The organism is Paenibacillus plantiphilus (genome assembly GCF_927798095.1).
Classification (GTDB): domain Bacteria; phylum Bacillota; class Bacilli; order Paenibacillales; family Paenibacillaceae; genus Paenibacillus_Z; species Paenibacillus_Z plantiphilus.
Genome location: NZ_CAKMMF010000036.1, coordinates 26,281 through 50,286 on the forward strand (window position 1 = coordinate 26,281; position 24,006 = coordinate 50,286).

Genomic DNA, 24,006 nt, shown 5'->3' on the forward strand with positions numbered 1-24,006 from the left:
CTCGGCTAGAATTTCAACCTATATTTTACATATCCCTATTTTCCCGAAGTACATTCAGCCAACGAACCGCTGTATGATGCCAAGTGAATTGCTGCTCCACACGCTCTCTGCTTCGCCTGCCCATAGATAGCCGCAGCTGTTCATCCTGCAGCAATTGCAGCAGTCGTTCTCGTGTCTCCGCCTCTACAGCCTCCGGATTCACAAGAAAGCCTGTAACGCCGTCCTCGATTATTTCCTTCATTCCTCCTGCCCGTGTTGCAACGACAGGTAGCCCGCAAGACATCGCCTCAACGTTAACTAAACCGAATGCCTCCCGGCTGCCTGAAGGTACTACAGCCACATCTGCGCCAAGAAACCAGTCTGGCACCTCTGAATATGGCACATACGGGACAAATTGCACATGCCCGGACATTCTTCGCCCAAGCCGATGAAGTCTCCGTACATAGGCTGTCTGTCTGGTTGAACCATAGAACGCCCCTCCTACAACTACGAGCAGCGCCGATGGATGCCGCTTTATAAGCTCAGGCATAAGCTGCAGCAGGTGATGCACACCCTTCTTCCCGATTAATCTGCCCATAAACAATATCACGCTGCGCCCGCTCCATCTTCGCTCATCTCGCAATATAGCCCGATGCCGTTCTCCCTCTACAGAGAATTGCGACCGAAATCGATCCGTGTCAACACCGGGGTATATGACTCTCAGCTTATGGGCACAGCTTGGAACACGAGCAGCAACAACCTCTCTGAGGAACTCGCTGTTTACAAGTATTTTCTCGGCTGACTGCATGCTTCTCGTCAACGTCTCCGGTCGAATTGCCTTTCTCCCAATAAATGTTGCCGAATGCAAGTGCAGCCATACCCGGCTGCCAGGCCTTGATTTCTTCAGTATTAGGACAGTCCCTGGACGATTCTCCACTTCAATAACGTCCGGTGAATATTGCAGCAGCGCCTTGCCGATTCGATCTACATACTTCCGTTTGTCGCCTGCCGGATACCGTTCACAGGTAGCGCCGCCAAGCATGCCCCGCTTCGGCAGCGACCTGCCGGCCCTGCCATAAATACGTGCTTGAACATCTGGTACAAGCAGCGGTACGAATTTCTCTACGACACGCTCGACGGAGCTGCTGTTAGGCGAAGGAAGTGGAAAAGCGCCAGGAGTTACAAACGCGATTCGAGGTCGCGTCATCGATGCATCAGCTCCTTTCTCACACATGCTTGTTTTGCTGTTACAGCATACGTAAAACTCTGATGCATGAACCCGTCATTCCCCCAGTAGAGACGCCTTTTGTACACTGCCTTTCGAGCTTTTCAATGGCAGCATCTATCCCAGACTACCAGCTCCACCTCCTGCGAGCCATCTCCAAATGGTCAGCGCTGTGCAGGCAATCGAGCGCTCTCCAGCAGTCTTCCAGCTATGTAAGGGCCAAGGTAAGCGCCGCTTGCAAGAAACACCGGATTAAGCAGCACCTCATGAACCTTGGTCATAAAAACTGTATCATCCGCCAATGTCTCGATAATCGTAGCTGATGCCGGAATGAAGAAGCCCGCAACCGCAAGCATTGCTGCGATATCTATGCCGATCTGCGCCGTTCGGCTGTTGCTGCGCGCCCAGCAGCATAGAAATGCTCCAGCGGCTAATCCAATTAATAAGACAGCCAGCATTGTCAATCACCTCAATATCCAGCATTCGCCAGAAATGAATTCATTAAACATCCCCCGGCAGTGAATTGTTATTGCAACCGCTTATGACAAACTGTATTGATTAATGGAACGCGATATGTCAAACTAGTCGGAGACCTGCATAACACGATGCATGGTAATTTAGAAAGGACGTGAATTTGCAGCATGGCCAAATGGCTGCTACGATCGATGACCGAGCTCAGCTCTCGCAAATGGATCTCGCGTATAACCGGACGCTTCGCCCAATCGCGTGCAAGCCGGCGTTTTATCCCCCGATTTGCCAAGACATACAGCATTCAAGTTGAAGAGGCCGAGAAACGGCTTGACGAATACAGTACGCTGAATGAATTTTTCACCAGACGGTTGAAATCCGGTGCTCGGACAATAGATTCCGCAACTGCCTCACTTGTCAGCCCTGTTGATGCGCTCATCACTGGTATCGGACCGATTCATGCGGGTACAATTATAAATGTCAAAGGTCAGGATTACACGGTCGAGGAATTGCTTAACCATTCCCCGCGAACAGAGAATTACAGAGACGGCTACTACATGGTTCTCTATCTGAGCCCTACGGACTATCACCGTATTCATACCCCTGTGGACGGCAGGATTATCGAGCGCGAGCATGTTCCTGGCAAGGTTTATCCCGTCAATGATTTCGGCCTTCGGCATATGCCGAAGGTGCTGAGCCGGAATGAGCGGCTTATCACCTACATTCAGCATCAAAGCGGCGAGACAGCTGTGGTCAAAGTCGGTGCGATGAATGTAAGCAGCATCAAATATGTGGAGCCCCTCCATGACAAGGTTGGTAAAGGCCAAGAGCTTGCATACTTCGAATTCGGATCAACTGTCGTGCTGCTTACAGAGGATGATACTTTCGCTCCGAGAAGCGATCTTATGACAGGCGTCAAGGTAAGAATGGGTGAGAAGCTTGGGAGCATTATTGAAAGCTGATCACGTCTATATTTGACCGCTCATACTAAAACAACGCCGCTGCAAGCATCCTCTTTACGGACGATGCTTAGCAGCGGCGTTATTATTTCCGAGCTCTATACGAATACGAGTATGAGATTGTACCTGTTCCATTCCAAATAAACATCATCCGTCATCTGATTTCCGATGGACTTTTACCCGTGTATTGCTTAAACTGCCGGCTGAAGAAAAATATATCCCGATAACCAAGCGCATCCGCGACCTCCGTCACGTTCATCCCCGCATGCATGAGCAGATGCTGCGCCCGTTCAATTCGAGTGCGAATCAAATACGTCTGCACAGACGTCCCTATAATATCCTTGAACTTGATTGAGAAATATCTTGGCGAAAGCTGCGCGCGCTGTGCCAGCTCCTCTACACGATGCGCAATACTAGGATTCTGACGAATAAAATTCGCCACCTCGTGAATCTCCTCGGTCAATTGATTGCTCGCCTTCCGCTCTTTGGGCCCCTCGTAATCTACACGCAATAAATGAATCATCAACTGCTTCAATATGAGCTGAGCTTCCTCCTCTGCAGCATAAGTCTTAACAAGGAAGAGCCGTACATACCTTGATAATAAATTTTCGAAATCAACGGTCTCGTTCAGAATACGATAGGATTGCGGGATAAGATCAACCTGCTCCGTTACATCAAAATGAATATAAGTGAGCACTAGTGGCTTCTGCGGGTTATGGGTGGCGCTTGGATGATCATTCGGACGGAATAGAAAGCAGCTTCCTGGTCCGATTTCATATACCCTACCATTCAATTCAAGCTCTCCCTGGCCGCTCCAAACATAAAAAAGATCAAAGTTGGCCATTGGTTTTTCTCTTTTTTGCCATTTCCATCCAGGCTCGCAAACAATTTTAGCGAATGCCGACAGCAATTTAATGGATGAAGGCGGACAATGCAGCATGGTGGCTCCCTCCCCTTTAAATCAATAGCAGTGATTGGATTCCCAGTCGCTGCGGACTGGCCTTGTTGTTGTCATCATACAACAGCATAATTTACACGCGCAAGCCCAACAGGCCATCGATTGCGAATAGAAATAATTGTTTGCTATTTCATTTTCTTTAATGGCCTTCCACTCCAATAAAGTGATATAATATGAGCTAAATGGTTTTCTGTACAGGTAAGCTTAAGAATAAGAAATGAACACATTGGAAGGATGAATGAATTCCATGAACCCACTTGCACAGCAGTTAAACACGACAATCGAACGTGAGAATGCGCATGTGTATGCCATGCTTTCATCGCTTGGCAGAGCCGTCTTTTTTCCGAAGGAGGGCATATTAAGCCAGTCTGCGGAAGCAAAAGCCAAAGCTACAAAGTACAATGCGACGATCGGGATCGCCACAGAAGGCGGAGCGCCGATGCACTTGAAGATCATACAAGACACGCTGTCCGCTTATAATCCCAAGGACATTTATGAATATGCGCCACCTGCGGGCAAGCCTGAGCTCCGTTCCGCTTGGCGGGCGAAGATGCTCAAGGAGAACCCTTCCATAGAAGGCAAACGATATGGCAACCCGGTCGTTACGAACGCGCTGACTCACGGTCTGAGTATCGTTGCTGACCTGTTCGCAGATGCAGGCGATGCCGTTGTGATCCCCGACAAGAACTGGGAGAACTACGAGCTGACGTTCGGCGTTCGCCGAGGCGCGGCAATTATCGAATATCCGCTGTACAACGATGCGAACCGCTTTAACAGCGCAGGACTGCGCGAAGCGCTGCTCGCTCAGAAGGGCAAGGGCAAAGCAATTGTCGTGCTCAACTTCCCGAACAATCCGACCGGTTACACCCCTGGCGTGCAAGAAGGCGAAGAAATCGTCGCTGCAATCCGTGATGCTGCAGAAGCAGGCGTGAATGTCGTTGCCGTTACAGATGATGCCTACTTTGGTCTTTTCTTCGAGGATTCTATGCATGAATCCTTGTTCGGGAAGCTCGCTGATCTTCATCCGCGCGTGCTGGCGGTCAAGATTGACGGCGCCACGAAGGAAGAATTCGTATGGGGCTTCCGCGTAGGCTTCATTACGTTCGCAGCACAAAGTGAAGCTATGCTGAGTGCATTGGAGCAGAAAACGCTTGGAATCATTCGCGCTACGATCTCAAGCGGACCTCATCCATCGCAGACCTTCGTCCTGCGGGCACTGCAATCGCCGGAATTCGATGCTCAGAAAGCAGAGAAAGCCGGCATTATGAAAGGACGCGCCAACCGGGTCAAGGAGCTGCTGGACAGCGGACGCTATGGCGATACCTGGTCCTATTACCCTTTCAATTCCGGCTATTTCATGTGTCTCAAGCTGCGCGATGTAGACGCAGACACCGTCCGTCAGCGTCTGCTTAACGAATATGGCGTTGGAACAATCGCTCTAGGTCAGACCGACCTGCGCGTCGCATTCTCTTGCATCGAGGAAGTTGACCTTGAAGATCTGTTCGATACGATTCACAAGGCAGTTCTGGATGTTGCGGCAGCAATCAAATAAAGGGCTCACTTCATAGAAGAAAGGCCGCAGACAACTCGTGTCCGCGGCCTTTCTATATTCCATTCCGTATGGATTCTCATTGCTATTCGGTCGTATCGCTTGTTTCCTCTGTCTTTTCCTTCTCTTTTTCCGCTTTATCCGCCAATGACGCTTTATCAAGCTCCTGCTGGCCTTTCTCATCAATGTTCTTCAATGCCTCGTCCAATGACTGCTTGTCATCAATTACTTTTGTGATCTCCGCATTCAGCAGCTCCTGGAACGGCTGATAGAAGCTTGTCGGTATATTACTGTATCTTTCAAGAACATCAACCTTCGGCTTGAGGGAGAAGAACGGCTCCAAGCTTACACCATCTACAGCTTTAATATATTTCGTGCGCGTTGACAAATCGCCGTATCGTTGGGAACGCGATTGCAGCTTTGCCGTCTCATCGCCATTAATATATTTGACCAGTTCCAACGCTGCGCTAAGGTTCGGTGATTGGGCATTAACACTGAAAATATTATATACGCCAAAGGTCGTGCTGACATCCGGATTGCTTGGATCAATCGGTACCGTCACAACGCCCAATTTGAATGGCTTATAATCCTTCAGATTATCCTTTGCCCCCTTCATCTGATCGATTATGTATGATCCGTTAAGCGTCATAGCCGCTCTGCCCATCGTGAACAAGTCTCTCTTCAAGTAATCTTCATAGGAATTAGACGCCATCGACTCTTCGCTTGGTGTATAGATAACGTCTGCTTTCCAGGCATCGATAGCCATTTGGTACGCTTTCTTCCAGCCCTCGGTGTTGTAGGACACCTTCTTGCCGTCTTGACTAATAAAGGTGAGGCCTTCTGTTGATCCAACCATATCACCTATAGCGTGAGCATTGCCGTACATCATGCTGAAGCCGTAAATTCTGTCGTCCTTGTCGCCAGTCGTTGGGAACCTCTTCGCCAGGTTCAATACTTGCTCCCAAGTCATTTTGTCAGTTGGAAGCTCAATTTGATGCTTATCGAACAAATCTTTATTATAGAAAAGCGCTTGGCTATAGAAGGACGGCGTTAATCCATAGAGCTTGCCGCCTCCCTTTTCCTTCAGCACATCAACAACAGCAGGGAGGATTTCTGCACCAAGGAATTCCTCGTCTTCAATGAGACTGCCGAGATCCAGAAGCTTATTATCTGCGGCCAGATCCTCATACTGCTTCGTATCGAGCATCATGACATCCGGTTTTTCCTTCTCAATCAAGTCTTTGAACGCTTTTTCACGATCTGTCACAGCCATCCCGTTGACTGATTCCATGCTGACCACTTGAATTTCAACATTCGGAAATTTACTGGCGAACAAGTTGCCGTATTGCGTATAGAACTGCTGCTCATCATAGAACATGACCCTTACTACAGCCTTCTCTTCCTTATCCAGAGGCTTAACCCCTGTAGACTTGCCCGAAGAACACGCAGACACAATGAATACAAATGCGACCAACAGAATACCTAACGTCCATAATCTCTTCACACATTAACCCCCTAGTTCTTGTCAATTCTTGTCAATTCTTGCAACCTCTATCAAACCCGTTGCACATCTTTAAATAGAGGGAATTTTTCCCTCATCTATACTAGACGTATGATAACCCGAAAAAGTTCTAAAAAATTACAACAATTATTTTATCTTGAGGCTCTCACTCTTCTCTCACCTCTACATAATCCCCGCTCATCGCCCTTCTGCCAAACCCATAGAAAAAAAGCGCTCCCCGCAGGCAGCGCTCCTAAACATTCATCTTCTATTCTAAAATATCCACTTCCCGTCCTTCTGCACCAATTCGCCATCAAGATATAGCTCTCCGCCGTCCCGAAGGTTTTTAATCATATCCCAGTGAATAAGCGATTCGTTGCCCCCTCCGGCATCCTCATACGCTCTTCCGACTGCCAGATGGACAGAGCCGCCTATCTTCTCATCGAACAAAATATCCTTCGTCGGATTCTGAATGCCGAAATTCGCGCCGATTCCGAGTTCCCCGAGATAACGCGAGCCTTCATCCGTATCCAGCGCCTGAATAAGCGCCTCCTCGCCCTTCTCAGCAGAGCAGGCTACAATACGGCCGGCTTCGAATTGAAGCCGTATCCCCGATATTTCCCGACCGGCATAAATCGTTGGCCACTCATAATAGATATGGCCTTCCGTGAGCAGATGATTCGGCGAGAAGAAGAACTCGCCATCCGGCACATTATGCGTCCCTGCGCATATGACAGCCTTGCGTCCTTCAATATCAACAGTCAGGTCCGTTTCCTTGCCTACAATTCGAACTTTCTTCGCAGCATTGAAGCGCTCTGCCGCGGCGAGCATCGACTGCTCCATCGCTTTATAATCTACATTAACTGCGCTGTAGACAAAGTTCTCGTACTCTTCTAAGGACATGTCCGCATCCTGAGCTTGCGCTTGCGTCGGGAACATCGTCAGCACCCATCTTGCGCCGCCCTTCATCAAATATTGCGACAATGGAGCCGTTGCTTTGCGGCGCTGCTGAATCCGCTGCGGATTCACGTTTGTCAGCTCTTTATTGTTGGCTCCTCCCAGAATTCGAATAACGGCATCGGCCTGATGATACATCCATTCCATGACTTCAATATTCGAGAGCTGCTCATCACTCGCCTCATCCATGAAAATTTTGTCCATCTCAGCCAGGGTGATCGATGTCATTGGATGTCCACCAGCACGCAGTACACGGCGGTAAACCTCTTTAATAAGAGGCGCAGTCTCAGAAGCGCCAATAATCAATACCTTCTCGCCCTGTTGAACATTCACCGAATGTCCGACGAGCACCTCAGCCAATTGTTCAATACGCGGATCTCCCATACGATCAACCTCCCAAAAGTTTTGCTGAGCACAATCGGCCTCTTAGCATACCTATTCAATCATCATCCGAATCAGTGAAATTACGTTTCAGCCCAATCGGTCTTATAACGACAATATATCCAAGTCCCAGAAGGGCTGCTGCTGCAGCCGAAGTCATGAAGCCTGGTCCCGGCAAAAGTATAATGAGCGGCAGCCACAATATGCTTGCACAAAGCAGCATCGCGGTCCGGTCAATCCGCAGGAGCGAGGCGAGCCGCGAATTATCGGGCAGCGGGTACACATGCCGCCATACAGAATGACGATGCGACTGCACCAATGATCCTAGCTGTACCCCTATCAGCCATACGAACAGCATATAAACGCCAGCGGCCCCCCAGCCCATCCATAGACCAGAATGCGCTGCAAGCCATCCAGCGAGAATGCCAAGAGCCGTCAGCCTCATCATGATGCCTCCAAGCTCTGTTCGAATGAGCGTATGGGCATATAAGTATACAAATGCATGTTCTTTTCTGTAACGGGTTAATGCCCCGAACCATGAAAGATATCGTCTTGCCGCCACCTGCGCACTCTCCGACGGCACGTCCGTAAAGGCGCTAAAAAACACAGTATACCTTCGGCGCGTTCGCGATTCCTCTGCTATTAGCCGCAGCCACGGCAGATGATACTGCCTCTGGCCTCTGTAGAGCAATCCCATCAGCAGCGCAGCTGCCGACAGGAACAATAGCGCCAGCCATGGCGCTGTCTGCAGCAGCAGTGCCAATGCAGCTGCTGTAGCCGCCCACCTGAGCAAACGCATCCCAATTCGCGCTCCGCTCCAGAGCATTTTCCGCTCCTGCCATGCGCCTGCTCCGTTCAGCACCTTCAATGCAACTGCAGCTAGAAGGAGCAGCAGCCAATGGAGCTGTCCCGGACCTTGTACATATAGAGGGCTGTGGATAAGGCAGAGAATAACTAAGCAGACGTTTCCGGCTATGCCATTGTATCGGAAGCAATGACGCAGGTAGGTCGTCATTTCCGCTTCACGAGGCATAAGAAAGACAGTATCTGCTTCACGCAGCCACGTCCGCAGCGGACTCCAGCAGATAATCGGAAGCAATGCCGCAACACCGATCCATGTGAAAGGAAATGAAGACGGCACATTTCGCAGCAGTCCGATATAGCTGGCTATGCCGGTAAACAGCAGCATAGATGCAACTAGCGGGACCCCGCTCTGCGCCATATAACGGATATACGGCATCGTTTCCCGCCAGAACGCGCCTGCCCGCTCCCGCCAGATCGCGTCAACCGTTCGGTTCATGACGTCCTCCATCCGTTACCATGAGGTAGAATGCCTCCTCCAGCGAACCCACCCCGCTGCGAACTCCTGCAGTGGCGCAGACATCATCAAGAGTACCTTGAGCGATTATTCTGCCCCCATGCAGCACGATGAACCGGTCGCAATAAGATTCAACCGTGGACAAAATATGCGAGCTCATGAATACGGCAGAGCCCTGCCGCTTCACCTCTACCAGCTTGTCCAGCAGCGACCGGATGCCGAGCGGATCCAACCCGAGAAAGGGCTCATCGATGACATAGAGCGCGGGACGCGCAAGCAATGCGTTCATAATCATCACCTTCTGCCGCATGCCTTTGGACAGATGAGCCGCGAACGAATCGCGTTTGCCCGTCATATAGAATTCATCCAATAAACCTTCACTGCGCTCCGCATACAGCCCTTCCTCAACACCGTAAGCCATTCCCGTTAACCGCAAATGCTCCTGCACCGTCAGCTCATCGAACAGCAGCGGCGACTCCGGCACATAAGCGAGCGCGCTGCGGTACAGCTCAGGCTGCTGCTCCAGCGTGTGGCCTTGAATGCGAATACTGCCCTCATGTGCTTGCATGAGCCCTAGAATATGTTTAATCGCGGTACTCTTCCCTGCGCCATTCAAGCCAATCAGACCAACCATCTCACCAGCTTTGACCTCGAAAGAAAGTCCATGAAGCACTGGTCTGCGCGGACTGTAGCCGCCTGTTAAATTTCGTACCTGTAAGACTGGTTCCGTCATCTATTCACCCCATTGTTCTCTCCATGATACTACCAAATTATGAGGCAAAATAAAACTTTCTCCCCGCTCAATGCCAATAAAGAGATCCGCCGCTGCTTTCCAGCGAAATAAAACAAGCTCCCCTCGCAGCCAATTGGCAGCAAGAGAAGCTTGTTAAGCCTGCTATAAACGATATGATTCCGTCATTGCATTCCTAGCTTAACCGACCTTGATGGAGTAGACTACGCCTCCCAGAACAGTTAGCTCAACCGCTTGGCCAGATGTCAGAAGAGCCGCATTGCCCACGATAGTCACGTCAGGCGATACATTCAGCACGAGCGCTTGTGTTCCCGATGAGATTTCCTTCGTGATGGAGATCGTCGCAATTTTACCCTGCGCATTCAACGAAATGGAATTGAACTTGCCTGATTCCTTCGTGAAAGTAGGCTGTGCTGCAGCTTTCGTTACTTCTATGAAGACAGCTTTATTCTCATACGTACGGACCAGTACTTCATCACCGGCCTGCAGCGAAGCTACAGTGGACTTCACATTGTCGCGGAAAATAAATACATTAGAGCTCAACGCAACGGCAACCTCTTTGTTATCCGGTTTCACAATAACGATCGAGCCATTGGCAGGTGAAGCCTTTAGCTTGCCTGTAATCGCTTGCGCGTCATGATCCGGCAGCTGCGAATCCGTGCGGTCCAGCAAGGCTGCAAGCTCAGCGCGGGTAACCGGCTGATTAGGACGGAAGCTGTTGTCGTTGTAGCCTGTAATAAGATTCTTTTCCAGCGCGACCGCTACATATCCGACAGAGCCTGCTGGTATTTTATTTGCATCCTTGAAGCCCAACGTCGAATTCGCTTTTGCCTTCGCTTCAGCTTCAAGTCCCAACGCCTTCACGAGCAGTGTCGCAGCGAACAAGCGAGTCGCGGGCTTTTCAGCCTGAATCGCGTCATCAGTCTCATTGAACAAATCCTTCTCAAGCGCCACAGCGACATAGCCCACTGCCCAAGGATATTTCTTCTTAAGCTGATCCGCATCCTTGAAGTTAAGCGCAGTTTGCATCTCTTCCGTAGATTCAGCCTGCTCCTTCAATCCCATGAGACGAACGGCTGCTACGATGGATTCTATGCGGGTGATCGATTGATTAGGCTTGAAGGTGCCATCCTCATAACCGTTGAAGACACCTTTGGAAGCCAGGCGAATAATGTGCTCCAATGCCCATTTTAATTCCTTCTCATCTTTAAAATGCAAATGGATGTCTACATCCTGTTTTTTGTTTTGTTTATTTTTTCCGTTTTTCCCTTGTTCACGGTGGTTGTCGTTTCCTTTGCCTTTCCCGTTTCCTTTACCGTCTGCAAATGCGCCCGTTGCGCCGCTCGCAAGCGTCAGTAATGCAATCGATGTTATGGCTGCTTTTTTCATGAAAGATTTATTCATCGTTCTGCCACTCTCCTTTTACGATGCGGTCATTGCCGCTTTTTTTCACCTTCGCAAATAACGTTCGCTATCCATCCGCCGGTTTCGGGGGGTAGCCGCACAAAAATAATTGTGACGCAAAAAAGAGACAGCGAAACTCGCTGCCTCCTTATTCGTCTAAAACGCTTGTAGCTCTGCGGTTTTTGCTTGTTGATTAAGCCTGTTAGCTCTGCGGTTTTTGCTCCTCATTTTGCTTCGCTTTCAACCACTTTGGAGCGCCCTTGTTTTTGCGATTGCGTTCCTGCTCCCGCTTCGATTGAACCGGTTTGACTGATTTGGCAGGCTTGCCCGCTTTATCAGTTGGAGCAGATTTGCCGGCTTTACCGGATGGAGCCGACTTCCCTCTGCTCCCCGGAGCCGCGGCAGCACCTTTCCTTGCTCCGAATTCGCGAGGCAGTCTCTCCCCGCCCTGTTCACTGAGACGATCAGCAGGCTGCCCCTGGATGAATGGCTGGCCGCTGCGACGATTATCCAGCTGCTTTCCTGTTGCAGGCAGCGTCGAAGAGCTGCGTTCATTCGACGGCGTGTGCAGCCCGTCGCTGCCACTCGATGAAAGGCGCGATCCGCTATTGCGATCACTCCATGAGGAACGCGACCCGTCGCGATCACTCGACGAAGAGCGCGACCCATCGCGATCACTCGACGAAGAGCGCGACCCGTCGCGATCACTTGATGAGGGGCGCGATCCGCTACTGCGATCACTCCACGAGGAACGCGCCTCGTCTTCGCGACCGTATGACGAAGGGCGCCCCCCGCTGTTGCGATCATTCCACGATGAACGCGACCCGTCACGGCTGCTCGACGAAGAGCGGCTTCCACTGCGGTCACTTCCAAGCTCCTCAGGATCACACAGCCGTCCGCGATACATCACCTTTTCCTGCAGGTTGATTCCAAGCTGCTTGCGGAACTTGTTCATAATAAAAATCTGCTGCGGCGTCACTATCGTAACTACCGTCCCTGGCTTGCCCATTCTGCCGGTTCGGCCGGCACGATGCACATAATGATCCGTATCTGAAGCCGGATCGAGCTGAACGACCAGCGGCAAATCCACAATATCCAGCCCTCTTGCAGCGACATCTGTCGCCAGCAGCAGCTTGCAGCGTCCATCTCGGAAGCGCGCAAGCGTTGCAGCACGCTTCTGCTTGTCCGCATCTCCGTATATCGTTGCAATATTGAAGCCTTCATAGCCGAATTTCGATTCGTAGTTGGCGATCTCATCCGTGTCGTTAATAAACATCAATGCGGAAGATGGATTCAACAGCCGTATAAGCCTGCGTGCAGTATCCACCTTGTCCCGCTTGTCGCAGACGAGGTAATAATGATTCACCTGGCTGGGCACTTCCTGCTCGGCGCTCACATCCACCCGCTTAGGCTCGCGCATCCATTGCTCTTCAATCGTCACTATCTCGGGAGGACGAGTCGCCGAAAAGAATGCAAGCCCGCGATCACGCACCATGCCCTTAAGCAGAATCTTTACTTCCTTGGTGGAGCCAAGGCTGAATACCTGATCCGCTTCATCCACGATCAACAGACGTATATGATGCAGCTTCAGCTTCCCTGCTGCTACAATTTCATGAATTCGACCAGGTGTGCCGACAACAATATGCGGATGCTGCTTGAGCTTGTCCACTTGCCGCTGCATGGATGCGCCTCCGATTAACTGATGCACCTTGACACCCAGCGCTTCCCCGTAGCTCTCCGCTACACGGAAAATTTGCATGGCAAGCTCCTGTGTTGGCGCAATCGCCATCACTTGAACCAATGAGCTGGATGTATCGACCTTCTGCAGCGCTGGCAGCATATAGGCCAGCGTCTTGCCACTTCCTGTCTGCGACTTCGCAGACACATCCGAGCCTTCCAGCAGCGCTGGAATAGCAGCAGCCTGAACCGGTGTCGGCGTATTCAGCCCATTTGTCCTGAGCTGGTCGATCAGTATTTGATGGACGCCAAGCGCTTCCCAAGATATGTCTTCGCTTTGATCCCTGTTGTCATTCATGCAAGTCCCTCTTTTCAATATATAAGCTTACTTTCGGTGCAGCCACCTGCTTGCCAAGCGATCTGCCAATCTGGGAAACAGGCCATAGACCCGAATGCCAAGCGATGCGGAGAGCGGCAGATCAACCTCCGGCGTCCTCCGCATGATTACTTTAACGATTGCTTCTGCCACCTGTTTAGGCTGCAGCATATAACCGCTTACCTTCTTCGCATAGGTTCCCTGCGGGTCGGCAGTATGTAAGAACGGGGTGTCTGTAGGACCAGGATTGACCGCTGATACCGCAATGCCAAGGGCAGCAAGCTCAGGTCTCAAAGCATTCGTCAACCCCAGCACCGCATGCTTCGTCGCTGCATAGGCCGAGGATTTGGGCGTGCTGAGCTTGCCTGCCATCGAAGCGACATTGATAATGTGGCCATTGCCTTGCTTCTCCATAATCGGAAGCACCGCTTTAATGCACCGTACAATCCCCATATAATTCGTATTCATCATCTGCTCGAACCGTTCGATCGATGCCTCAGCGAAAGGCTCGAATAATCCATAGCCTGCATTGTTCAGCAGGACATCAATTCGCCCGTATTTCTCAGCAATCTCGTTAATGACCCTTGCGGTTTCATCCCTGTCGGTTACGTCCAGCTTGAAGCAGCCATGTTCGGACGGAATAAAAGCCGCAGCTTCCAACAATTTGCGTTCATTTCGCCCAGTCAGAATCGGAATAGCTCCGCGCGCTGCCAGCAGCTTGGCTGTCTCAGCGCCTATGCCGCTGGTCGCACCTGTTATAAGCACGATTTTTCCATTTATCACCGCATATCACCTGCATTCAAGTTTACTTCATGCTGAACAAATAGGCAAAGCAATAAGCCTGATATCGCCTGAAAACAAACAAAAAAGCTCCCGCAGGAGCTTAAAACATGTTACGATGCAACTAACACTTGGATGTCCAGCTCTCCAATTCCCTCCATTATCAGTGGAATTGTAAGTGCCCTCTGCGCTGTGAATCCGGCTGATTGCGCGGAATGCATGACTTTGGGAGGAGTGATATCAACTCGCACTCCCTGATTGTACAGTATTGTGCTTGCATTGCCGCTGATCATGTTGCCAAGCTCTGAGATTGCGCTTCTGCCAATATCATCAATTTCAGAAATGGTGTAACCGCCCATCATCGCAGATATCATTTTCAGAGCTACCTCTTCACTTAATCCGAATACAATATCACCGTTCATCTGCCCGTTCAGGCCTATCTGAATCCAAATATAGTTCTCAACGAACTTTACGTCCTTAACGCCCAGTTTACCGGTGGCCGGTCGAATTTGAATCACCTGCTCGATGACAACCCTTGCGGACTCTAAGAAGGGATTAATGTATTCAGCATTCATCGTGAAGTTGCACCCCTTTTCGACTAGATTCGTGTATCGACTTGTTACAATTTATTATACTAAAATAGTTAGGACAAGTATACTATTCCTTTTATATATCTGAGCTAAAATTCATAGACCTTGTAGAACTTAAGACCCACAGGAGGTTAAGCATGCCAAACGTTTGGACTCATTTAATTTTCGGGCAAAAGGTTATGGAGTCGCTAGGTGAGCAGCAGTTTATTGCAGCCCCGCATCAGCTTCGTATGTTCAATATGGGATGTCAGGGACCCGACTTTCTTTTCTACCATCATTTCCTGCCCTGGCAGAGGGATAAAACAATGAACAAGCTGGGCAGTGATATGCACAATTACAGCTGTGGCCCTGTCATTATGGACTTGCTGGATGCTGTCAGCGGCTCGGCTCGGTCCGATTCGGATCCCGCGCTTGTGTATGTGCTGGGCTTTGTGCTTCATCATGTGCTGGATCGCAATATGCATCCTTATGTGTTCAGTCGGTCCGGCTTTCGCAAATGGGATCATCAGCGCTTCGAGGTCATGATGGACACTCTCATTGTCCGCAAGCTTCTTGGCATAGAAACGTGGAAAACAGAGGTTTGGCGTGAAATTAATATAGACGGGGCGCTTCCTGAGACGATTATAGACGCCTTTGAGCAAATTACAGCCGTTTATTACCCCGAGCTCAGCCCCAAGGTCAGAAGGGAATACTGGCAGGGAGCCATCCGCGATATGGTTCGCGCACAGCGGCTATTCCATGATCCAAGCGGCATTCGCAGACTGCTGACCTTCGGCCAGATAACGCCTTTGGTGTATAAACGGAATGTCCCTCCCCTGGATATCTTGAACGAGTCACGCAGTCCTTGGCTCGATCCCGTAGCGGGCAAGCATAAGAATACAGATAGCGTCTGGGATCTGTGGGATCAGGCGATGGATGACGGCAAAGCTGTAATTGCTGCCATTCTTGCGTGGTTTCAGGGACAGCAGCAGGGGGAACAGCAGTTGATTCGCAGCAGCGAATCTCTGACTCTAACAGCGCCATTGCGCGAAGCAGCCGCAGCGCTAATCGGCAGCCGTTCCTATGAAACCGGGCTGTCTTGCGACAGTGGAGCCGCAATACGGCATGCTGATCCGATCTGGCCAGCTGCCAAATAGCTACGACTGAACCAGCCTATCTGCCAGGAATTGTTCCGTGAACTTGCATGGTAAAGTTATACGCTACTTTTAAAAGCGGCTGGCAGAGTTAGTCCCCTGCCAGCCGCTTTCGCAATGTCCCCCTCTATACAGCCAAAGCCTTCGTTCTCCGATAGCGAATCCGAATCAGTCTCAGGCGATCATACAAGGAATCAACTGGCTTGCCTTGCTCGGAATTATCGCCGTATACTTTGTGCAGCACCGGCTTCAAATAGCGGTCGCCAACGCTGAGCAGCGCATCCCATACGAGTCGCTGCTCAGCCTCAGTCACATGCTCCAGCTCACGCTCGATCAAAGGCTCCAAATCATAGCCCTCGCTCTCCAGCTTCTCAATTCGCTCCAACAGATCACGCCGCTGCAATTGAAGCGCCGCCTGAAGCTCATCCAGCGTTTTCCCTGCCGCTATAGCATCCAGCAACGCTCGCTTCTCCTGCTGCCTGTCCATCTGCTGCTTGTACTTGCCCTCCTTCTGCTTAAGCATCCATCTTATATAATCCTTCTCATCCAGCGCTTCCTCGACCCAGTCCAATGGAAATGAAGCTGTCCCTTGAAAGTCGCGTGTAATCGCAATAACTTCATCTCCATAAGCAGACTGCTTCGTCTCTCCCCAGCCCGGAATCTGCACCAGCTCATGCAGCTCGTGAGGTATAAAAGCGCTGATCATCAACAGAATGCGATTCGTTGCAATGAGATAAGCGGATTTCTTATCCGCTATCGCTCTGCTTCTGCGCCATTCTCTCAATGCATCATACAACATAGGATTCGCGTTCTTCTCCCCGTAGCACTGCATCAAGGCGAAAGAGCTCCCTTTGCCGTTATCCACACGCCGATCATCCAGCATGCCATCCAGCAGCGGTGTAAAACCACGTCCCATCTGCACGGCGATTCCATGACGAAATGCGGTCATCATTTCTTCCCAAGATCCGCCCTCGAACCAAATCGATTGCCCGTCAGCATTCTGCTCTCCGTGCCCTTCGGTCCATATGACGGACCATGTTCCTTCCTCTTCACAAATGGACAGCTGCGCTTCAGCGCCTCCATCGCCCTCCCAAGCCCTCTCGAACGTGTTCAAAAAAACGATATGCATACACCAACCTCCATCTTCATCATTTTTCCAAAAAATATGTCGACCGTAGAAGCCAGGAGCAGGGACAACAAAAAAAGCACCTCCCCAGCCACATAGTGACCAGAGAGGTGCTTCCTCCCGTTCAACGATTCGATTGCTGCAATCATAGCATAATACTGCTTGATTTAGCAATAGCATACAATGAATGAATTGGTATGCTGCTGCTTTTATCAGGAATCGCACACTCTCGGTTGCCCCCTGTTGGCGCGCAATGCTATGATAGTACGAACATGCAATGCGCGTGAATATGATGCTTTGTTCAGCAATTGAAGGAGGAAACTGCAAAATGCTGCTGCCTGATTATGATTTTATGTCTGATTCTACTGAGAATACTTCGACTCGCTTTGTTACGTTCATCACGCCCGGCTACAAAAGGTTTGATCTGGCTATCACCTCGACAAGCCGATTCTACGGCAAGATGCTAGTAACCGATCTCCAGAATGGCCGCACCGCTATCATCGGTCCAGACGATCTTGAAGAGGAAGGCTACATCGAATATACCTTCAAGCTGACAGAGGAAGAGGCAGCCGAGCTCAGTGAATTTTTGAGCCTCATAGTGGGAACGGTGAATTTTACCGATTAATCGGGGTACACTGTTACAGTAATAGACTGCTGTTACAGGAGGAATTCACATTGAGCCGTTTCATTGATGAGAATCGCCAGCCCTACACCGATCTGTCGACAGTCGAATCACAGCGCAACGATCTTACCGCCGAGGAATTTCCCGAGGGGCCTTATGGCTCGGATATACCAGTGCTTGTATTGGGCAAAAGCAAGCCTTGGCGAATCGATCAGCGGCCGTCCAATCGGTTCGACTACGAGAATCGCGAGCTGCACGCTGGCATGGAACGCGAATATCCCGGCGATAGCGGTCACGGCAATGCCATTCCAGATGCGCTGGATGAACCCTGATTAACACATCAGCGCCCACTGCACTTTAGGGGCTGTTGCAAAGTAGCACACTACTTTGCAACAGCCCCTATCTCTATTTTACCATTTCAACCGTTCACCGAATACCAACGCATTGCTTAGCTCGCGCCCAGGCGATGTAATCGTCTTTCCCTTGTACCACATGCCGGACGATGCCCCGCCATCCAAATTCATTGCCTGCTGCGCCCCCATCGCGACCATAACCTGCGCCCATTGCTTCATGGTCGCGCCTGACACCGTTACAATCAGGATTGAACCATCCTTCCGTATGGCAATTCCGCTGCGAGCACCGCCGCCAGTCAAAATTTTCGGGTCGCGGAACCCTTCTGCAGCCGCATTCACCGCCACCTTGCCATCCTTCACAAGCCTTGGTCCAGCACCGACAGCAGTGTGCACATCGCTCCAATCCAGCTTATTGCCGTTCATATCCTCATATTTGACGGTGTACGATACTTTATCGCCCACTTCAAAACGGCTCGCTTGTCCAAGCTCCGCGCCCATATAGGCGAGCACATAGCCATCCTTAGGTATCGCAGCATTCTCATTGCTCGCAATACGTGTGACGATGCCATTTTGCACCACGATAGCCTTTTCCGCCGTAAAACCCAGCTTACCGCCGCGCTTAGGTGTAAATAATGTTGCTGCCGTTCCTGATGTCGGCTTGCGGTTAATAAAATAGGTGTACCAGCCCCGTTTACCGCCTCCACTGCCTTCCACTTCTCCGGAAATTTTCAGCCGCAGCGAATCCATTACTGTGCTTCCATCCCACTTGAAGCCAATCGTTGTCCCCAAGTTGCCCATATGCTCGGCCATCCCGTCAATGATAAGATTCCCGAATGGATCAGGCGCCCCTCCATAAGCTTCAAAGAATGTTCCGTTAATCGCGATATCCGCATTGTACGCCTTGGCAATACCGGCAAGCGGCTGGGTGGAGCCTACAGCTCGATCTGCTGCCCCGATTGTTACCGGCGTTCCCTTAGGAATCGTTACTGTGTTAACCGAATATGTTCTGCCTCCCGCCTTCACCTTTCGAACCTCGAAGGTTGGCTTTACTGCACCTGCTGCCGGCTTCGGTGCCGAAATCGTAATCGGCAGCTTCAGCTGGCCCGTGTAACCGGCAGAAACAACGGAAACCGTTACTGTTGTTTTACCGGCAGTGGCCGGAAGAAGCACACCTTGTTGATTCACTTTGACAACCGCAGGATTGCCAACCTCATATTTGAGCAATACCGGCACAGATGCAGTCAATTTATTGCCGATCATCAGGCGCGATCCCAGCGATAGCTCGATACTGGAAGCTGGATAGGACAATTTGACCGCTTCCCGCTGTGTCTCATTATTCGCAAACTTCGCTCTTTCACCAGAAAAAACAACGTCCGCCCCTACAGTCGTCCCTACCAACGAAGCTGCCGCTATCGTGCTTATCGCAAACATTTTAAAGTTCCATCTACCCATATTCCATTCTCCTCATCTCAGCTGTTAGACCTATATTGTTATGTTTTCGGAAATATTCCGTGGATTATTAATACTTTGGTCTCAATTTTCATAGAAGCAGCTTGTAGATGAAACATTATAACGGCTCCCCTCCCTCCTTCTGCAAAAATATTCGAATTGTTGAAGAGCAATGGAAATGGGGCGAAGAATCCGATACGATGGATAGGAGATAAAATAAACTTTGCTGTAACAATTGGAGGATTGAATCATGCCGCAATCGTTTGAAGCCATTCGCAATATTTATTGCGTTGGACGCAACTATGCACTGCACGCTCAGGAATTGGGCAATGAAGCGCCTAAGGAGCCGATGATTTTCGGCAAGCCAACTCATGCGTTGAGTCCGGCTACTGGCAAGCTGCTGCTGCCAGGCGATATCGGTGAAATCCATTACGAAATAGAGGTCGTCGTCAGAATCGCCAAGACCTTTCACAAAGGAATGCCGCTTGATCAATTGATCGACGGTATTGCGCTGGGCATTGATTGGACAGCCAGAGACGTACAGACCAAGCTGAAAGACAAAGCGCATCCCTGGCTGCTAGCCAAAGGCTTCATCGGTTCAGCCGTATTAACCGAATTCCGCCCCTTTACAGACAGCTCAAGCTTGGAGCAGTTGGAGTTCAGTCTCATTAAGAATGGCGAAACCGTTCAACATGGCTCACCAACGGACATGCTGTTTACTCTCGATACGCTAGTCGATTTCATTGGCACACGATTAGGACTGGGAGAAGGAGATATTATCTATACCGGCACACCCGAAGGTGTCGGCGCGGTCGCTGACGAAGATCAATTTGAGCTGCTGCTTAATGACAGGCTTGCTGGACGTGAGGATCGTTTCGGCCCGCTGTTGGTAGAGCTATCAAACGATTAAATACAATGAAATTCTGCATTAAAAAACCCGATGATAGTAGTCATTCTACTATCATCGGGTTTGTTCAACTGCTATGATCGATTGCTGTATTCGATTGCTGTATTCGATTGCTATGATCAATCTCTATGTTCATTTGCTATGGTCATTTGCTATGTTCATTTGCTATGTTCATTTACTATGTTCATTTGCTATGTTCATTTGCTATGTTCATTTACTATGTTCATTTGCTATATTCATTTGCTATGTTCATTTCCTATATTGAATTCCTATATTGAATTCCTATAATCAATTCCTACGTTCAATTCCTATGCTCAATTCCTGTCATTGATCTGTCCTGCAATTAACTTATGAGTGCCATTAAGCTACGGAATTCCAGCTCCTCGAACTTGCTGACCACTTGCGCACGATTGACTGCCCAACTGCTCGCGCTGAAATCCAGCTCAACCGGTACTTCACAGTGAATACAAGCAAGCTCGCGAGATAAATGGAGCATGTCGAGGTCAGCTTCGATTTTCGCCCGAATGGTTTTGGACAGGCTGTCCAGATTCGATAACACGCCATCAACGGAGCCGAATTCTTGTATAAGCTTATGAGCCGTTTTCTCGCCGATACCGCGAACACCTGGATAATTATCGCTCGTATCTCCCATTAGCCCTTTCACACAGATAACCTGCTGGGGCGTCAACTGCCGCTCTTCAAGCAGGAATTCAGGGGTGTAGATGGCGTAGTTGCCCTGCCCTTTTTTCATAATAACGACCGTAATCCGGTCATCTACCAGCTGCAATAAATCATGATCTCCCGACAGAACGAACACATGAGCATCGTCACGATGGCGTTTAGCCAGTGTGCCTATACAATCGTCCGCCTCATAGCCAACAATGCCGACATTGGGAACACCGAAGCTCTCAACGACCTCCTTCACAAGGTCGAATTGCGGAACAAGATCCTCCGGCGCCGAAGGACGATTCGCTTTATAGCCCTCGAATTGAGTCGTTCGGAACGTCTGACTTCCCATATCCCAGCAGCAGACCACATGAGTAGGCTGAAACCTTTGCACCGCATCCATAAAATATTTCACGAATCCATATATCGCATTCACAGGTACACCCGTACTCGTCCGACGAACGCTTCCGCCATAGGAGTTGGCAAAGAACGCCCGGAACAGCAGCGCCATCCCGTCGACAAGCAGCAGTCTATTCCCCTTCTCCCCATCCATCTCCAATTCCATCTGAAGCTCCATCTGCTCGTTCCCCTTTGTCATTTGTTAATGATTTGTTCCCCGCGTATAAAATGCCCGATTCGCCGCGCAGCTTCTATCAATCTCTGCTCATCCTCAACCAGAGCGATCCGCACATAACCTTCACCCTCTGCTCCGAACGCATCGCCTGGCACTACTGCCACACCTGCATGAGTTAACATTTCCCGGGAAATGCGACGAGAATTCCATTTTTCCGACAAATTCCATCTCATAGGCGGCAGCGGCGCCCACACGAACATTGTTGCTTTGGGCTTCGCGATATCCCATCCCTCGTCTCGCAGCGCATCCAGCAGCACATTTCTTCTTTTTTCGTACACAGGACCAACGGACCCCTTATTCCCCTTCATATCCTCCTGCAGCGCAACAATTCCCGCTTCTTGTATCGGAAGAAACACGCCGTAGTCGATATTGGCCTTCAACTCACGCAGTGCGCCGACCGCTTCCCTATTGCCGATCAGGAAACCGATTCGACATCCTGCCATATTGAAGCTTTTGGAAAGAGAGTGGAATTCAACGGCAACATCGATAGCTCCCTCAATCTGAAAAATACTGAGAGGCCGGTAGCCGTCGAACGCCATCTCCGAATAAGCCAAATCATGAACAATCAGCACATGATGCTGTTTCGCTGCTGCTATTGCCTTGGCGTAGAATACCTCATCCGCAACGGCTGATACCGGATTGCTCGGATAGTTGAGAAGCATAAACCTCGCCCTCTGCCATACTTCCTGCGGGATGTCCTCGAAATCAGGCAGAAAGTTGTTTTCTGCTCTGAGCGGCATATAGTAGGGCTCGATTCCTGCAAGAGCAAGCCCTGCTGAATAGACAGGATAGCCGGGGTCCGGCACAAGCGCAACATCCCCAGGGTTGCATAGGGAGAGCCCGAGGTGACCAAGTCCATCCTGCGAGCCCATCAATGACAGCACCTCACTACTGGGATCCATTGCAATGCCGAAACGATACAGTAGCCAATCGGCCGCTTGCTGCAGAAACGCAGCGCTCCCTTTAGATCCGGGATAACCATAGGCATCCTCTCGAAGCACCGCTTCGCTGAGAGCCTTCCTGATCGCATCAGATGGCGGAATATCCGGGCTGCCAATGCTGAGATCGATAACATCCTGCCCTTGTTTTCGCGCTGCTTCCAGCCATTCCGCTACTTCCGCAAAAATCGATGAACCGAGCTTGTTCAGTCGATCCGCCCGCCATGACCGCGTAGTCACCGTTGCTTCACCTTCCATGCGCTTATTCGCCCCATACTCGGACATACTCGTCCTCTTTGTAGCCAACAGTAACAGTGCTGCCATCAGTAACAACTGGCCGCTTAATAAGTCTGCCATTGGAAGCAAGCAGGGCGATCTTCTCCGAATCTGACATGCCTGGCAGCTTGTCCTTCAGATTCATTTCCTTGTAAACCTCACCGGAGGTATTAAAAAATTTCTTAATTTCCAATCCGCTCCGTTCGATGATCGATGTCAGCGTTTCGACGGAAGGTGCGGTTTCGAACACATTATGCGATTCAAGCTCATAGCCCTTGCTTTTGAGCGATTTTACTGCGCTGCGGCATGTTCCGCATTTGGGATATTCGTATATCGTTAATTTTTTCAATGTTATTCTCCTTCTTTAGGTCATACAGCCCCACTACATCCTCCGGAATGAAAACGTGATTTGGGGTTTATTTGAAATTTACGTATAAATACAGCTTGCGAACCTCATGTTTACCATTCCTTGCTGTAACGCGGTTTTTCCGCCTAACGGCGAATGCCGAAGAGGTTTCTCCGGCGGCTTGTCATCTGTAAGAGGATTTTTCAGCCTTACAGCGCTACTCGATCCATTTTTTCGCGCTGTAACGCGGTTTTTCCGCCTTACAGCGAATGCCGAAGAGGTTTCTCCGGCGGCTTGTCATCTGTAAGAGGATTTTTCAGCCTTACAGCGCTACTCGATCCATTTTTTCGCGCTGTAACGCGGTTTTTCCGCCTTACAGCGAATGCCGAAGAGGTTTCCCTGGCGGCTTGTCATCTGTAAGAGGATTTTTCAGCCTTACAGCGCTACTCGATCCATTTTTTCGCGCTGTAACGCTGAAATTTTCCACCTTACAGCGAATGCCGAAGAGGTTTCCCTGGCGGCTTGTCATCTGTAAGAGGATTTTTCAGCCTTACAGCGCTACTCTGCTTGTAGACTAGAAAGTAGACACGCTGTATCAGCGACCTGTTACAATAAAAACAAATGAAAAGGTCGAGGTGTGTCATGGGCGATATCCGTCAGCATTTTGATGAAGAGTTCAAGCG

22 protein-coding genes are annotated in these 24,006 nt (G+C 50.2%); 6 read left to right on the top strand and 16 right to left on the bottom strand.

The window, feature by feature from the left end; translation table 11 throughout:
* Positions 1-25: 25 nt before the first annotated feature.
* Together L6H65_RS23295 and L6H65_RS23300 are read right to left on the bottom strand one after the other, a co-directional pair.
* Complete coding sequence (locus L6H65_RS23295) at positions 26-1,186, bottom strand: glycosyltransferase family 4 protein (protein WP_236345440.1); 1,161 nt, start codon at positions 1,184-1,186, stop codon at positions 26-28.
* A gap of 182 nt (positions 1,187-1,368) precedes the next feature.
* Entirely contained in the window at positions 1,369-1,662 is a 294-nt protein-coding gene (locus L6H65_RS23300; RefSeq protein WP_236345443.1) for a hypothetical protein, read from the bottom strand.
* Positions 1,663-1,845: 183 nt separating this feature from the next.
* Here L6H65_RS23300 and asd point away from each other — a divergent pair, with 183 nt between their 5' ends.
* On the top strand, positions 1,846-2,634 hold the full coding sequence (gene asd / locus L6H65_RS23305; RefSeq protein ID WP_236345448.1) for an archaetidylserine decarboxylase: 789 nt from the start codon (positions 1,846-1,848) through the stop codon (positions 2,632-2,634).
* Positions 2,635-2,785: 151 nt separating this feature from the next.
* On the opposite strand, the gene L6H65_RS23310 is transcribed toward asd, so the two are convergent.
* Positions 2,786-3,571 (bottom strand): helix-turn-helix domain-containing protein, encoded by a 786-nt coding sequence (locus tag L6H65_RS23310; RefSeq protein ID WP_236345451.1) that lies wholly within the window; start codon positions 3,569-3,571, stop codon positions 2,786-2,788.
* 265 nt (positions 3,572-3,836) lie between these two features.
* Between L6H65_RS23310 and L6H65_RS23315 the strand changes: the two genes are divergently transcribed.
* Complete coding sequence (locus tag L6H65_RS23315) at positions 3,837-5,141, top strand: aminotransferase class I/II-fold pyridoxal phosphate-dependent enzyme (RefSeq protein WP_236345453.1); 1,305 nt, start codon at positions 3,837-3,839, stop codon at positions 5,139-5,141.
* An 82-nt stretch (positions 5,142-5,223) separates the two neighbouring features.
* Here L6H65_RS23315 and L6H65_RS23320 read toward each other — a convergent pair whose 3' ends face one another.
* The 8 genes from L6H65_RS23320 to L6H65_RS23355 all read right to left on the bottom strand — a co-directional run bounded on the left by L6H65_RS23320 (position 5,224) and on the right by L6H65_RS23355 (position 14,858).
* Complete coding sequence (locus L6H65_RS23320; protein WP_236345463.1) at positions 5,224-6,642, bottom strand: ABC transporter substrate-binding protein; 1,419 nt, start codon at positions 6,640-6,642, stop codon at positions 5,224-5,226.
* Between the two features lie 270 nt (positions 6,643-6,912).
* On the bottom strand, positions 6,913-7,980 hold the full coding sequence (locus L6H65_RS23325; protein WP_236345466.1) for an aminopeptidase: 1,068 nt from the start codon (positions 7,978-7,980) through the stop codon (positions 6,913-6,915).
* Positions 7,981-8,035: 55 nt separating this feature from the next.
* Entirely contained in the window at positions 8,036-9,277 is a 1,242-nt protein-coding gene (locus L6H65_RS23330; protein ID WP_236345476.1) for an ABC transporter permease, read from the bottom strand.
* A complete protein-coding gene (locus L6H65_RS23335) occupies positions 9,261-10,028 on the bottom strand; it encodes an ABC transporter ATP-binding protein (RefSeq protein ID WP_236345478.1) in 768 nt (255 codons plus the stop codon). The genes L6H65_RS23330 and L6H65_RS23335 overlap by 17 nt, the downstream gene beginning before the upstream one ends.
* Before the next feature lie 198 nt (positions 10,029-10,226).
* A complete protein-coding gene (locus L6H65_RS23340) occupies positions 10,227-11,450 on the bottom strand; it encodes an S-layer homology domain-containing protein (RefSeq protein ID WP_236345480.1) in 1,224 nt (407 codons plus the stop codon).
* A gap of 202 nt (positions 11,451-11,652) precedes the next feature.
* Positions 11,653-13,485 carry a DEAD/DEAH box helicase gene (locus tag L6H65_RS23345; protein WP_236345483.1) on the bottom strand — a complete coding sequence of 611 codons (1,833 nt, stop codon included), beginning with the start codon at positions 13,483-13,485 and terminating at the stop codon, positions 11,653-11,655.
* A 27-nt stretch (positions 13,486-13,512) separates the two neighbouring features.
* Entirely contained in the window at positions 13,513-14,286 is a 774-nt protein-coding gene (locus L6H65_RS23350) for an SDR family NAD(P)-dependent oxidoreductase (RefSeq protein ID WP_236345485.1), read from the bottom strand.
* A 110-nt stretch (positions 14,287-14,396) separates the two neighbouring features.
* Positions 14,397-14,858: a chemotaxis protein CheX gene (locus L6H65_RS23355; RefSeq protein ID WP_236345487.1), complete on the bottom strand. Its 462-nt coding sequence runs from the start codon at positions 14,856-14,858 to the stop codon at positions 14,397-14,399.
* Positions 14,859-15,010: 152 nt separating this feature from the next.
* On the opposite strand from L6H65_RS23355, the gene L6H65_RS23360 reads away from it, so the two are divergent.
* On the top strand, positions 15,011-16,009 hold the full coding sequence (locus L6H65_RS23360) for a zinc dependent phospholipase C family protein (protein ID WP_236345490.1): 999 nt from the start codon (positions 15,011-15,013) through the stop codon (positions 16,007-16,009).
* 124 nt (positions 16,010-16,133) lie between these two features.
* Here L6H65_RS23360 and L6H65_RS23365 read toward each other — a convergent pair whose 3' ends face one another.
* The gene (locus L6H65_RS23365; protein ID WP_236345493.1) at positions 16,134-17,135 is read right to left on the bottom strand and encodes an HRDC domain-containing protein; all 1,002 of its coding nucleotides are present in this window, start codon (positions 17,133-17,135) and stop codon (positions 16,134-16,136) included.
* Between the two features lie 325 nt (positions 17,136-17,460).
* Between L6H65_RS23365 and L6H65_RS23370 the strand changes: the two genes are divergently transcribed.
* The gene (locus tag L6H65_RS23370) at positions 17,461-17,757 is read left to right on the top strand and encodes a DUF3055 domain-containing protein (RefSeq protein WP_236345496.1); all 297 of its coding nucleotides are present in this window, start codon (positions 17,461-17,463) and stop codon (positions 17,755-17,757) included.
* A 50-nt stretch (positions 17,758-17,807) separates the two neighbouring features.
* Complete coding sequence (locus tag L6H65_RS23375; protein WP_236345499.1) at positions 17,808-18,086, top strand: hypothetical protein; 279 nt, start codon at positions 17,808-17,810, stop codon at positions 18,084-18,086.
* A 78-nt stretch (positions 18,087-18,164) separates the two neighbouring features.
* Here L6H65_RS23375 and L6H65_RS23380 read toward each other — a convergent pair whose 3' ends face one another.
* Entirely contained in the window at positions 18,165-19,559 is a 1,395-nt protein-coding gene (locus tag L6H65_RS23380; protein ID WP_236345530.1) for a phosphodiester glycosidase family protein, read from the bottom strand.
* A gap of 247 nt (positions 19,560-19,806) precedes the next feature.
* On the opposite strand from L6H65_RS23380, the gene L6H65_RS23385 reads away from it, so the two are divergent.
* Positions 19,807-20,466: a fumarylacetoacetate hydrolase family protein gene (locus L6H65_RS23385; RefSeq protein ID WP_236345533.1), complete on the top strand. Its 660-nt coding sequence runs from the start codon at positions 19,807-19,809 to the stop codon at positions 20,464-20,466.
* Between the two features lie 340 nt (positions 20,467-20,806).
* Here L6H65_RS23385 and L6H65_RS23390 read toward each other — a convergent pair whose 3' ends face one another.
* The 3 genes from L6H65_RS23390 to L6H65_RS23400 are packed head-to-tail and all read right to left on the bottom strand — an operon-like array spanning position 20,807 to position 23,326.
* Positions 20,807-21,706, bottom strand: coding sequence for a 5'-3' exonuclease (locus tag L6H65_RS23390; protein ID WP_236345536.1), 900 nt, complete (start codon positions 21,704-21,706; stop codon positions 20,807-20,809).
* A gap of 17 nt (positions 21,707-21,723) precedes the next feature.
* Positions 21,724-22,986 (bottom strand): aminotransferase class I/II-fold pyridoxal phosphate-dependent enzyme, encoded by a 1,263-nt coding sequence (locus L6H65_RS23395; RefSeq protein WP_236345550.1) that lies wholly within the window; start codon positions 22,984-22,986, stop codon positions 21,724-21,726.
* A complete protein-coding gene (locus L6H65_RS23400; protein ID WP_236345553.1) occupies positions 22,964-23,326 on the bottom strand; it encodes an arsenate reductase family protein in 363 nt (120 codons plus the stop codon). The genes L6H65_RS23395 and L6H65_RS23400 overlap by 23 nt, the downstream gene beginning before the upstream one ends.
* Positions 23,327-24,006: the final 680 nt, after the last annotated feature.